Raw genomic sequence first — 11722 nt, forward strand, 5'->3', positions numbered from 1 at the left:
CCCTTCGAGACGTCCCTCCGCAAGCTCCGGGACTCCTCAGGGAGCGGGGAGACAGCCCCGCAAGCTCCGGGACTCCTCAGGGAGCGGGGAGACAGCCCCGCAAGCTCCGGGACTCCTCAGGGAGCGGGGAGACAGCCCCGCAAGCTCCGGGACTCCTCAGGGAGCGGGGATCAGATCGCGCGTGAGCGCGGTACGTCGGTGTCGGCCTGTCCGAGAATCTTGTTGACGATCTGCACGCCCTCGCGCAGGATCTCCCGCTCGTCGGCGGAGAGTTCGGCGAGTCGGTCGCTCAACCACGCCTTGCGTGCGGCGAGTTCGTCGATCACGACATCGACACCCTCCGGCGACAACGTCACGATGGCCTGGCGGCCGTCGGTCGGGTGCGGTTCGCGCTTGATCATCCCCAGATCCGACAGCGACGCGATCACCCGGGTCATGGACGGAGGGCGGACCCGCTCGGCGGCCGCGAGTGCGCCCGGCGTCATCGGTCCTTCGTGGTGGAGGGTGTTGAGGGCGGACAGCTGTGTGAGCGATACGAGTTTGTTCTCGCGCCGACCCCGGAGTCGGCGCGCGAGGCGCACCACGGCGAGGGACAGATCGCCCGACAGACTTCCGTCACCGTATGGTGAATGCATTCACAAAGGGTAGGCCAGGAAAACGGTACCCAGCCCCGACCGCAACCAAATTGCATCGGGCGGACGACACCGAATCGGGCAAACCCGAACGAACGTCGCGCGAGTCCGTCAGCCGATGAGGTCGGAGATGGGTCCGCGCGCGAAGTAGGCCACGAACACCGCGGCGACGAACCAGAGCAACGGGTGCACCGTACGCGCCTTGCCCGCCGCGGTCGCCATCACGACCCAGCTGATGAAGCCGATGCCGATGCCGTTGGCGATCGAGTAGGTGAAGGGCATCGTGACCACGGTCAGGAACGCCGGCAGCGCGAAGTCGAGCCGCTTGAAGTCGACGGTCGTGAGCTGGCCGATCATCATGGCACCGACGACCACCAGCGCGGGGGCGACCGCCTCGAGCGGAATCACCTCGTAGAGCGGTGTCAGGAACATCGCCACAAGGAACAGCACACCGGTCACGACGTTGGCCAGGCCGGTGCGCGCACCTTCGGCGATACCGGACGCGGACTCGACGAACACGGTGTTCGACGACGCCGAGGCGGCACCGCCGGCGATGGCACCGGTGCCCTCGACCACCAGCGCGCGGCCGATCCCGGGCAGGTTGCCCTTCTCGTCGGCCAGCCCGGCCTCCTTGCCGAGGCCGGTCATCGTGCCCATCGCGTCGAAGAAGTTGGAGAGCACGAGGGCGAACACCAGCACCGACGCCGCCAGCACCCCGATCCGCGTGAATGCACCGAACAGGTCGACGTCGCCGACCAGGCTGAGATCGGGCAGACCGCCGAGGGCGTTCGGGATGTCGGGCACACTCAGGCCCCAGCCCGAAGGGTTGTCGACGCTCGACCCGTAGTCGAAGATCTGCTCCAGCACGATCGACAACACGGTCGTGATGGCGATGCCGATCAGCAGACCGCCGGGGACCCGGCGCACCACCAGGACACCCATCAGCAGCACGCCGACGGCGAAGATCAGGGTGGGGATGGTCGAGATCGAGTTGTCGCTGCCCAACTGCACGGGCACGGTGGTCCCGGCGGCGTCGGGGATGCGCTTGACGAACCCGGCGTCGACGAAACCGATGAAGGCGATGAACAGACCGATCCCGGCCGCGATCGCAGCCTTCAGTTCCGGGGGCACCGCGTTGAACACCGCGGTGCGGAATCCGGTCACGGCCAACAACACGATGATGATGCCGTCGACGACCACCAGACCCATCGCCTCGGGCCACGTCACCTGCGGGGCGATCGACACCGCCAGCAGACTGTTGATGCCCAGTCCCGCCGCGATCGCGAACGGATAGTTGGCGACGAGGCCGAACAGGATCGACATCACGCCCGCGACGAGCGCGGTGACCGCGGCGACCTGCGCCAGCGGCAGGACGTTGCCCAGGACGTCGGCGTTCTTGTCGCCGCCCGGGATACCGCCGATGATGATCGGGTTGAGCACCACGATGTAGGCCATCGTGAAGAACGTGACCAGACCGCCGCGGAACTCGCGGTTGAGCGTCGAACCGCGTTCGGAGATCTTGAAGAACCGGTCGAGCGGGCCGTGGGGAACGGCGGAGTCCGGCCCCGGCGTGGTCGCCGGGAAGTCGGGTTCGGTGGGCAGGTGCCCCGTCGGTGCGTCGGCACCCGGGGTGTCGGAGGACCTCAGATCGCGAGACTCACTCGGCTCATCGTGTGGCACGTTCCGAAAGCTACCCTGTTGTCCATGTCCGCGACACCTGAGATCCCCGAACTACCCCGCGCACTGCGCGCCCCGGAGCCGGTGATCGTGGTCGGGATGGTCGCGTGGGTGATCGCCACTGTGCTCGTGGCCGTCACCGATCTCGGCGGCGACCGCGCGCTCCCGATCTGTCTGGTCGGGCTGGCCGTCGGTCTGCTCGGGACGACGATCGTCCTCGTGCAGCGTGCCGGCGTCCGACGCGGTGACCGCGGCGCGCAGGAGGGGCTCGACTAGGGTTCTCGCGGCGCGAACTCGTCGGCGCCCGGTTCGTGATCGAGCACAGCGCGATTGCGGACCATCATCACCGCGAAGTAGAGCGCACCCACGACGATGAGACCGCCGACGATCAGGGTGGGGACCGTCGCCTCGTCGGGCGTGACGAGGACGAAGAGCGCGAAGCACACCCAGATCAGTGCGGCGACGGCGACGGGAAGCTCGTACCGGCCGAGGCTGAAACCGCCCTCCTTGTGCTCCAACCGCTTGCGCACTCCCAGATAGAGGACGACGATGCCGCCGTAGATCAGGGCGGGCAGGATCGTCGAGGCGATGATGAGTTCGATGAGTGCGTCACCGGGCAGGGCCACCATGAGCACCACCCCCACGGCGAGGATGAGCAGGGTCGCCGGGACCGGCGTCTGGGTCGCCGGGTTGACCCGGCGCATCAACCGGTGGGCCGGGAACCGCTGGTCGCGCGCCATCGCGAACACTTGCCGCGAACATGCGGCCATCACCACCATGCCGGCACCGAACATCGCAAACGCTATGCACGCCAGCAGGACTCGCTCAGCAAAAGGACCCAGTTGGTCGCGGATGATCGCCGCGACCGGAGATCCCCCGGCACTCACCGTCGTGACGTCCTTGATGGCGATGGTGAGCACGATCAGGAAGATCAGACCCACCACGGCAGCGGCGACCACCGATGCGACGATGGCGCGCGGGACACTGCGGAACGGGTCCTTGGCCTCCTCGGCGAGGTTCGCCGCGGAATCGAAACCGACCAGCGTGGTCAGGCCCATGACCATCGCGGCCATCACCCCGCCACCGATGGCCCAGTAGTCGGCGGCGCCCTCGGCGACCCCGCGCGAGGCGAGATTGTCGAGATCTCCGCTGCCGGTGAAGATCATCACCGCGCCGAGCCCGATCACCAGGACCGCGACGATGGCCAGCTCGACGGCCACCGCAGCCGAGGTGAACAGACCGAGCAACCGGGTGGACGCGATCACGAGGACCGCCTGCACGACGAGGATGACCAACGTGATCACCCTCGCGGTGTCCTCGTTCTCGGCCATCCCCACCAGTGGCATGAACGCCTGGCTCGCCAGTGCGTTGTCCATCGCCACCACGGCGATCGCGAGATACCAGAAGCTCAGCCAACCGAAGAACCAGCCGATCTTCGGGCCGGCCAGTCTCGATGCCCACTGATACGACGAACCGCTCAGCGCGATTCGCGCGGCGAACTGGGCCACCACGAGCGCGATGAGGGTCTGACCGATCGCCGCGACAATCCACAACCAGATGCCGACGGGGCCGGCCGTGGTGAGCACGTCGCCGTAGGTGGCGAACACACCGACGGCGACCGAGATGAACGCGAAGGAGATCGCGAACACCGCGAAACCGCCCAGTGTCCTGCGTAATTCCGGCGCATATCCGCTGTCCTGGAACTCCTCGTCCACACCGGCCGGGGTGGTCAGGTCTTCGGCCATGGTCTGAGTTCCTCTCGGCGGCAACGTGTCAGTCGGGCAGGAGCTCGTCCAACCGCCCGCCGAGGATGCCCACGGCATAACCTAACCGCTCGAACGCCTTGTTCGTGGTCTGTCCGTGGTAATAGCGGTAGTAGATCTGCTGGGCGATGACACCCGCCCGGAAGAGTCCGAACACCTCGTACCAACGCCAGCGTTCGGGAGTCATGTCGAACCCCATCCGCTCGCAGTACTTCTCGACGAACTCTGCGCGACTGATCATGCCGGGCAGGTGCGTCGGGACGCGCCGCATGAGTTGCATGGCCTCCGGATCGTCGGCCTGGATCCAATAGGCCATCGACCCCGCGACATCCATGAGCGGATCGCCCAGGGTCGCCATCTCCCAGTCCAGGATGCCGATGACACGGGTGGGATCGTCGTGGTCGAGGACGACGTTGTCGAGCTTGAAATCGTTGTGGATGACGCAGTTCGCGACATCGTCGGGCTGGTTCTCGGCCAGCCAGGCCATCGTCGGCTCGAAGTCGGGCACGTCGTCGGTGTGGGCGTTGCGGAAACGTGCGGTCCATCCGTCGACCTGGCGGCGTACGTAGCCGTGCCCCTTGCCGAGGTCGGCGAGTCCGGTGCCGCTCGGATCGACCGAGTGGACCTCGACCAGGGTGTCGATGAAGTTGAGGCAGAGCCGGCGCGCCTGCTCGGCATCGAGCGGCACGTCGGCGGGCCATTCGGTCCGCGGGATCACACCGTCGATGCGGCCCATGACGTAGAAGTCCGCGCCGAGCACCGATTCGTCGTCGCAGAACGCGATCATGGGCGCGATGTACCGGATGGCCGTCGCGAGCTCGGACTGAATCCGGTACTCCCGTCCCATGTCGTGCGCGCCACGCGCCTTGGTCCCCCGCGGCGCCCGGCGCAGAATCAAATCCTTTGCCGGATAACGCAGCAGGAATGTGAGGTTCGATGCGCCGCCGCCGAATTGGCGAACCTCGGGGACGGCGTCGAGACCGGCCGGATCCGCAGCGTTGGCCTCGAGCCACTTCGCCACCGCCTCGACGTCGAATGCGTCTTCGGTGCGGACCTCGCCTGCACCCGCGACTTCGTCAGTCATCTCGTTCCCCCGATCAGCGGTACTTGCCGAACTCGATGCGCGCAACGACGTTGCGGTGCACCTCGTCCGGGCCGTCGGCCAGGCGCAGCGATCGTGCGCCCACCCAGGCCTGGGCCAGCGGGAAATCATCGGTCATGCCGGCACCGCCGTGCAGTTGGATGGCGAGGTCGATGACGCCGAGCGCCATGTTGGGCACCTCGACCTTGATCTCGCTGACCGCCGACACGGCTTCGCGGGACAGGCCCTGGTCGAGCAGCCACGCCGCGTGATGGACGAGGAGTCGCGACCGGTTGATCGCGATCCGGGCGTCGGCGATGCGCTCGCTGTTGCCGCCGAGACGGGCGAGCTGCTTGCCGAAGGCCTCGCGTGAGAGCGCCCGCCGCACACCGAGTTCCAATGACTTCTCGGCGAGCCCGATCGCCCGCATGCAGTGGTGCACCCGGCCCGGACCGAGCCGCCCCTGCGCGATCTCGAAGGCGCGGCCGGGTCCGAGCAGGATGTTCGACGCGGGGACGCGCACGTTGTCGAAGCTGACCTCACCGTGGCCGAACGGCTCGTCGAAATAGCCCATGGTGGTCAGCATCCGGTCGACGGTCACGCCGGGAGCGTCGATCGGGATGAGCACCATGGTGTGACGCGACTTCCGGTCGGCCTCGGCATCGGTGACGCCCATGAAGATGAGGACCTTGCAGTCGGGATGGCCCACGCCGGTGGAGAACCACTTGGTTCCGTTGATGACGACGTCGTCGCCGTCGAGCACGGCGGTCGCGGCCATGTTGGTGGCATCCGACGACGCGACGGCCGGCTCCGTCATGCAGAAGGCGCTGCGGATCTCCGCGGTCAGCAGTGGCTCGAGCCACTGCTTGCGCTGTTCCTCGGTGCCGTACCGGAGCAGCACCTCCATGTTGCCGGTGTCGGGTGCGTTGCAGTTGAAGATGACGGGCGCGAGCCCCGACGATCCCATCGCCTCGGCGATCGGCGCGTAGTCGGCGTTGGACAGTCCCGCACCGCCGTCGGTGCCGAAGTCCGCGGCATAACGACCGGCGTGCTCAGCAGGCAGGAAGAGGTTCCACAGCCCCTGCGAGCGTGCCTTCTTCTGCAGGTCGGCGATGATCGGCGACGGCGTCCAGGGGTTGCCGTCCCCGTCGCGACGGGCCTTGATGTCCCGATGGATCTCGGGTTCGACCGGCTCGATCTCGGTGGTCACGAAGTTGCGCACGCGTTCGGTGAGTTCGGCCGACCGCGTTGACGGGGAGAAATCCATACCCGACCGTATCGCGATGAACCGATTACCCGTCATCGTTCCGAGCAAACCGGCGCGCCAGCAGGCGCGGCGACAGTCGCGATGGCGTCGCCGGTCCGGGTGTCGAGGAAGTGCACCTTTCCGTTGCCGACGCACGCGATCCGGTGATCGACGATGGTGTCGGCACAGGATCGCACCGGCTCGTCGAACCTCCATGCTGCGCCGGTGCGTGCATCGATCTCCACTGCATACGCGTTTCCGACACTCGAGAACTGTTCTCCGACAATCGAGACGAGGGCCTCACCGTCGCTGACACCGCCCGGGCTGCCGTATTGCCCTTCGGAACTCTGCGGCGACAGGAAGCTCATCCCACCGAGCGAACTCGCATCGACGCTCCGGGCGGGACTCGGCCGGTGGGAAACGAGCCGGTGAGCTGGCCGGCGACGAGGCTTGGGGTGTCGTCGGAACCGCCATCCGACGAGGACAGCTTCCACCACAACACCCCGCCCAGGACCAGCGCGAGCACACAGACCAACGCGACGCCCGTGATGAGGTAGGCGAGCCGATTGGACCGCTGCGGCGGGGTTGGATACCACCCGGGCTGGGGAGGACCCGGTGGCGGGTAGCCCGGTACCGGATATCCGGGCGGCCGGTAGGCGACCGGTATCTGCTGATACGGCGGACGGTCCGGAGCCGGATCCGGCTGCGTGGCGTCGAACGGGTTGGGCGACGGGCCCTTGTTCAGCGACACCCCGGGACCACCGTCGGACGGGCGGGCTGGATCGTCGTCGGCGACTCATCGCCGACACGTAATCCGGGCATGGTCGCGTCATCATCGGGTGTCCCGGATTCGACATCTCTCCAGTCAATCTCAACTCGGCACCACCCGACTGTCCCGCCCGGACGATTCTCAGTGCTCCTGCCCGCCGAACCAACTCATTGACGTCGACCGCAATCCGTAACGGGTGTGACTGAAGATGACCGTGTCAACGATCGGGTGCACAGTCAACGGAATCGACGCACAGTCGACGAAATATGCTGCACAGTCGATGAATTCGTGGCTCAAGCCTGTGGAGAAACCTCGAACTCGAACGCATGTTCCGGTACCTTGGAGTCATGCCAGAGCTAGCCACTCTCCTCGACCATCTCATCGAGATCACCCCACCCGCCGACGACCCCACCGGCAGAGAAACATTCGACGCCCTCGATACATGGCGCCTGATCCGCAACCTTGCCGACCATCAGATCGTCACGCACGCAGCGCAACTCGACGTTCTCGGCGTCGCACAGAAATCCGGTAGCACCACCAAGAAGTTGCTGATCGAATCCGGCCACGCACCGGCCGCCGCCCACCGCACCATGCGAAGCGTCGACGCCCTGCCCACGCTGCCGGCGGTCGCGCGTCACGCCGCTGATGGGCGACTGACCAGCGAGATCGTCGACGCGATCGTGCGCGGACTGAACGAGATCGAGAAGCGTTGTGGCGACGCTCTTTCCGACGACGACATGAGTTCGTACGAGTTGGAGATCCTCGCCCAGGCGCTGTCCGGTGCGACGCCACCAGAAGTACTCAAGCACGCCCGAGCCATCGCCAACAGCCTTGCCGGCGCTTCCGACACCGGTGTACCCGCGGCCGACGACGCAGCGCTGAACTCAGTCAACGCGCACACCACTGACGACGGCCGTGTCGACATCCGGGTCGACGTCACCCAGGTGGTCGGGGAAAAGTTCCTGTCGATGATCGACGAACGATCCTGCCCGCGCCCCGAACCCGACGGCGCCGAGGATCGACGTACCGCAGAGCAGCGTCGAGCGGATGCATTCGAGTTGATCCTCGATCAAGCCGCTTTCGGCGCCACACTCGACAGCGTCGGCTCTCCCCGTACGCAACTCATGGTGACCATCCCCGCCGCCGGCGCTGATCCCGCATCATTGCCGTGGACGGGATCGGTGTCGCAGGCGGTCGCCAAACAGGTGTCGTGTGACGGGTCGCTGACGGAGATCATCCTCGACGGCGAGGGCGTACCGCTACAGATGGGGCACACCCACCGCCTGTTCCCGGCTCATCTACGTAGAGCAGTGATCGTGCGCGACACCTGCTGCATCAAATGCGGTGCACCCCCATCGCATACCCAGGTGCATCACATCGAGCACTGGGCCGACGGCGGACCCACCGACCTCGACAACGGTTGCCTGCTGTGCCAGCGCTGTCACACCCAGGTGCATCACCATGGCTGGGACGTCGTGATGGGCTTCGACCGACACCCCTGGCTTGTCCCGCCCGCCACCATCGACTCACAACGCCGACCACTCCCTGCCTATAACCGACGCACCATGCGACTCGACGACGCCGCCTGACCACACCACCGACAGCAGTCTGCCGACACACACTTTCGCGTAGCACCTTCGCACCCGGAACTTGCCCGGGACCGCAGCAGTCCTTTGACAACTCCACAGTGCCCCAGGCGTGTGAGGTCCTCTGGAAAGTGGACGCAGTGAGCTTGGTTGTTGGCTTGCATCCGGTCTGACGATGTTGACATCACTCTGATCGAACTGTCGGCCACAGTTCCCCTGCCACCCGACCGAGCCGCAACGAGCAGGGGGCAGCATGAGTCGCATATCGAACCGAACTGCCCCTTCCTAGAAATGGAGAGGCGGATACGGCTCAGCCTGACCTATTGCCGATCCCCGGCGAGATCGCCCGTGCCGCGTCGCGATTCGTACCGAAGCAGGACCCACGTGCACAGTACGACCCAGATCGCCCCGAACACCCATCCGGACACGACGTCGGTGGCCCAGTGCACGGCGAGCTGTATTCGGGTGAGGCCGACGAGGATCGACAGCACAGGTGCGATCACCAGGACCCAGCGATGCGATCGCACCCAGGCGAAGCAGCGAAACGCTGCGACGGCGAACAGCCCGAACACGACCATCGTCATCATCGCGTGCCCGGAGGGGAACGAGAAGGTGTCGATGTTGAGCAGGCGGTCCTCGACGGGCGGGCGGTCCCGCGCGAACGAGTACTTGAGCGCTTGCATCACCGCATAACCGGAAAGCACTCCGGCGCCGACGAAGACGGCGTCGACCCGGTGTCGTGTCGCGGCGAGCGCGACCACGGCCGCCAAGGTCAACACCGTCATCGTCACGGTGTTCCCGAGCAGAGTCACCACTTCGGCGATCGAGATCCATGGCTCCGAACGGTTCTCGACGACCCAGTTCAGAATGTTCTCGTCGATCGTCGTCGGAGAGATGAACATTCCGCCACCCTATCCGGGCGCGATCCGTCGTCTGTTCGATCGACACGCACCGCGGGACACCGGCCCGAATCAGGCGTCGCCCAAGTCGCCTGCAAGTACGTCACAAGCGTCACCGCCGACAGTTGTCATCGACACAGCCCGACCCCGTACCGATGAGGACACCGCCGATGACCACGCACCCCGCCCACACCGCTCACCCGATCCAGCTGTTCCTCCCCGGGCAGGCCGCAGCGCCCGACGGGCCGATCGACCCGTTCATGATGTACGTCCTACATCACGGTTTCCGGCGTGACCTCGCCGACTTCGCCGCCACCGTGCCGGTCACACCCATCGACGACGCTGGGACGTGGCGAGCACTCGCCCGGCGATGGACGATGTTCGCGCACGCGCTGCACCACCACCACACCGGCGAAGATCTCGAACTGTGGCCGCTGCTGCTCGAGCGATGCGACAGCACCGAGCGGGAGGTACTCGAGGCCATGGAGGCCGAGCACGACGAGATCGATCCACTGCTCGAGGAGTGCGCGGCCGGCTTCGCGCGGATGGCCGAACACGCCGACGCCGCCGGCCGCGCCGCTCTCGCGGAGGCGTTGCTGCGCACCGAGGAGGTTCTCGGCCGGCACCTCGCCCACGAGGAGACCGACGCGATCGCGATCGTGCAGCGTCGGCTGACACTGCCGGACTGGGACGCCTTCGAGGAGAAGATGAGCAGACGCGCCGGTCTGGCCGAGACACTTCGTACGTGCCCGCTGATGGCGAAGGGACTCGTCGGCGCCGACCGCGATGCGGTGTACGCCCGCATCCCCGCGATCCTGCGGCTGATGATCAGGCTCGGCGGACCGAGGTTCCGGCGACTCGACGACCGCGCATTCTACTACAACCCGCGCTGAACAGCGATGCTCGGCGAACTCACCGCGCCAGCGACCGACCGATCACCAGTCGCTGAATCTGATTGGTGCCCTCGAAGATCTGGGTGATCTTGGCCTCGCGCATGTAGCGTTCCACCGGGAAGTCGCGCGTGTAGCCGTACCCGCCGAACACCTGGACCGCGTCGGTGGTCACCTTCATCGCGGCGTCGGTGGCGACGAGCTTGGCGGTCGCGGCCGCGCGCGTGTAGTCGATGCCGGCGTCGCGGCGCCGAGCGGCGTCGAGATAGGTCGCGCGGGCCGAATCGACCGCGGCGGCCATGTCGGCCAGCACGAACGACAGACCCTGGTGGTCGATGATCTTGCGGCCGAACGCGGCTCGCTCCTGCGCGTAATCGACGGCGGCGTCGAGCGCAGCCTGCGCCAGACCGGTCGCCACCGCCGCGATGCCCAGACGCCCCGAATCCAAAGCGGAGAAGGCGATCTGAAGCCCCTGTCCCTCCGACCCGAGCCGACGGCCCTCCTCGATGAACGCGTCGTCGTAGGTGGCGCCGGTCGTCGGGACCGCGTGCAGGCCCATCTTGTCCTCGGGCTTGCCGAAGCTGAGCCCGTCGGTGTCCCGAGCGACGAAGAAGCAGGACACCCCCTTGGAACCCTCACCCGTACGAGCGAAGACGTTGTACACATCGGCGATACCACCGTGCGTGATCCACGCCTTCGCACCGGTCATCGAATAGCCGCCATCGCCGGGCACGGCGCGGCACGCGAGCGCTGCGGCGTCCGAGCCGGCCTGCGGTTCGCTGAGACTGTAGGCGCCGATCAGCTTGCCGTTCAACAGATCCGGCAACCACTGCTGCTTCTGCTCGTCGGTACCGAAGTTGAACAGCGGGTGGCAGGCCAGCCCGTGGACACTCACCGCGACCGCGACCGCGGCCCAGCGCGCGCCGAGTTCCTCGAGCACCTGGAGGTAGACCTCGTACGGCTGGCCGCCACCGTCCCAGTCCGTCGGGTACGGCAGGCCGAGCAGCCCCGCCTCGCCCAGTTCGGCGAACAGCCCCTCGGGATACTGACGGTCCTTCTCGTGCTGATCGACGATGGGCGCCATGCGCTTGTCGGCGATGTCGCGGACCAGCGCGATCAGGTCGCGCGCCTCGTCGTTGGGGAGCAGACGATCGACCGGCATCTCAGACCTCCAGGTAA

At 66.7% G+C, this 11722-nt stretch carries 12 protein-coding genes; 3 read left to right on the forward strand and 9 right to left on the reverse strand.

From position 1 onward, the window contains the following. Nucleotides 1–170: 170 nt before the first annotated feature. On the reverse strand, nt 171–635 hold the full coding sequence (locus AB4Z55_RS21400; protein ID WP_004020183.1) for a MarR family winged helix-turn-helix transcriptional regulator: 465 nt from the start codon (nt 633–635) through the stop codon (nt 171–173). 108 nt (nt 636–743) lie between these two features. Further along, on the reverse strand, nt 744–2312 hold the full coding sequence (locus tag AB4Z55_RS21405; protein ID WP_064571275.1) for an NCS2 family permease: 1569 nt from the start codon (nt 2310–2312) through the stop codon (nt 744–746). A gap of 24 nt (nt 2313–2336) precedes the next feature. Between AB4Z55_RS21405 and AB4Z55_RS21410 the strand changes: the two genes are divergently transcribed. Beyond that, nucleotides 2337–2585, forward strand: a complete 249-nt coding sequence (locus tag AB4Z55_RS21410; RefSeq protein ID WP_004020185.1) for a DUF2530 domain-containing protein — start codon at nt 2337–2339, stop codon at nt 2583–2585. Here AB4Z55_RS21410 and AB4Z55_RS21415 read toward each other — a convergent pair. Genes AB4Z55_RS21415 through AB4Z55_RS21435 form a run of 5 tightly spaced genes read right to left on the reverse strand, consistent with a single transcriptional unit; the run spans nt 2582 to nt 7150 of the window. Beyond that, nucleotides 2582–4054: an amino acid permease gene (locus AB4Z55_RS21415; RefSeq protein ID WP_101820298.1), complete on the reverse strand. Its 1473-nt coding sequence runs from the start codon at nt 4052–4054 to the stop codon at nt 2582–2584. The two genes, AB4Z55_RS21410 and AB4Z55_RS21415, sit on opposite strands and share 4 nt — an antisense overlap. A gap of 28 nt (nt 4055–4082) precedes the next feature. Next, nucleotides 4083–5156 carry a phosphotransferase family protein gene (locus tag AB4Z55_RS21420; protein WP_004020187.1) on the reverse strand — a complete coding sequence of 358 codons (1074 nt, stop codon included), beginning with the start codon at nt 5154–5156 and terminating at the stop codon, nt 4083–4085. A 13-nt stretch (nt 5157–5169) separates the two neighbouring features. After that, nucleotides 5170–6420 carry an acyl-CoA dehydrogenase family protein gene (locus AB4Z55_RS21425; protein ID WP_064571277.1) on the reverse strand — a complete coding sequence of 417 codons (1251 nt, stop codon included), beginning with the start codon at nt 6418–6420 and terminating at the stop codon, nt 5170–5172. Nucleotides 6421–6452: 32 nt separating this feature from the next. After that, complete coding sequence (locus AB4Z55_RS21430; RefSeq protein ID WP_369520475.1) at nt 6453–6767, reverse strand: hypothetical protein; 315 nt, start codon at nt 6765–6767, stop codon at nt 6453–6455. After that, nucleotides 6764–7150 carry a hypothetical protein gene (locus tag AB4Z55_RS21435; protein ID WP_369520476.1) on the reverse strand — a complete coding sequence of 129 codons (387 nt, stop codon included), beginning with the start codon at nt 7148–7150 and terminating at the stop codon, nt 6764–6766. Before AB4Z55_RS21435 ends, AB4Z55_RS21430 begins: the two co-directional genes overlap by 4 nt. A gap of 344 nt (nt 7151–7494) precedes the next feature. On the opposite strand from AB4Z55_RS21435, the gene AB4Z55_RS21440 reads away from it, so the two are divergent. Next, nucleotides 7495–8757, forward strand: a complete 1263-nt coding sequence (locus AB4Z55_RS21440) for a DUF222 domain-containing protein (RefSeq protein WP_369520477.1) — start codon at nt 7495–7497, stop codon at nt 8755–8757. Between the two features lie 317 nt (nt 8758–9074). On the opposite strand, the gene AB4Z55_RS21445 is transcribed toward AB4Z55_RS21440, so the two are convergent. Further along, nucleotides 9075–9656: a phosphatase PAP2 family protein gene (locus tag AB4Z55_RS21445; RefSeq protein ID WP_369520478.1), complete on the reverse strand. Its 582-nt coding sequence runs from the start codon at nt 9654–9656 to the stop codon at nt 9075–9077. A 167-nt stretch (nt 9657–9823) separates the two neighbouring features. Between AB4Z55_RS21445 and AB4Z55_RS21450 the strand changes: the two genes are divergently transcribed. After that, a complete protein-coding gene (locus AB4Z55_RS21450) occupies nt 9824–10546 on the forward strand; it encodes a hemerythrin domain-containing protein (protein WP_004020190.1) in 723 nt (240 codons plus the stop codon). 19 nt (nt 10547–10565) lie between these two features. Here AB4Z55_RS21450 and AB4Z55_RS21455 read toward each other — a convergent pair whose 3' ends face one another. Further along, a complete protein-coding gene (locus tag AB4Z55_RS21455) occupies nt 10566–11705 on the reverse strand; it encodes an acyl-CoA dehydrogenase family protein (RefSeq protein ID WP_101820294.1) in 1140 nt (379 codons plus the stop codon). Between the last annotated feature and the right edge of the window lie 17 nt (nt 11706–11722).

Origin of the sequence: Gordonia sp. ABKF26, assembly GCF_041103195.1 — a bacterium.
Lineage (GTDB): Bacteria > Actinomycetota > Actinomycetes > Mycobacteriales > Mycobacteriaceae > Gordonia > Gordonia terrae.

What these genes read in the sequence shown, in the direction of transcription:
- AB4Z55_RS21440 (WP_369520477.1), top strand. Translation starts at nt 7,495, where the DNA reads ATGTTCCGGTACCTTGGAGTCATGCCAGAGCTAGCCACTCTCCTCGAC.
- AB4Z55_RS21450 (WP_004020190.1), top strand. Translation starts at nt 9,824, where the DNA reads ATGACCACGCACCCCGCCCACACCGCTCACCCGATCCAGCTGTTCCTC.
- AB4Z55_RS21415 (WP_101820298.1), bottom strand. Translation starts at nt 4,054, where the DNA reads ATGGCCGAAGACCTGACCACCCCGGCCGGTGTGGACGAGGAGTTCCAG.
- AB4Z55_RS21425 (WP_064571277.1), bottom strand. Translation starts at nt 6,420, where the DNA reads ATGGATTTCTCCCCGTCAACGCGGTCGGCCGAACTCACCGAACGCGTG.
- AB4Z55_RS21455 (WP_101820294.1), bottom strand. Translation starts at nt 11,705, where the DNA reads ATGCCGGTCGATCGTCTGCTCCCCAACGACGAGGCGCGCGACCTGATC.
- AB4Z55_RS21420 (WP_004020187.1), bottom strand. Translation starts at nt 5,156, where the DNA reads ATGACTGACGAAGTCGCGGGTGCAGGCGAGGTCCGCACCGAAGACGCA.
- AB4Z55_RS21410 (WP_004020185.1), top strand. Translation starts at nt 2,337, where the DNA reads ATGTCCGCGACACCTGAGATCCCCGAACTACCCCGCGCACTGCGCGCC.
- AB4Z55_RS21430 (WP_369520475.1), bottom strand. Translation starts at nt 6,767, where the DNA reads ATGAGCTTCCTGTCGCCGCAGAGTTCCGAAGGGCAATACGGCAGCCCG.
- AB4Z55_RS21400 (WP_004020183.1), bottom strand. Translation starts at nt 635, where the DNA reads ATGCATTCACCATACGGTGACGGAAGTCTGTCGGGCGATCTGTCCCTC.
- AB4Z55_RS21445 (WP_369520478.1), bottom strand. Translation starts at nt 9,656, where the DNA reads ATGTTCATCTCTCCGACGACGATCGACGAGAACATTCTGAACTGGGTC.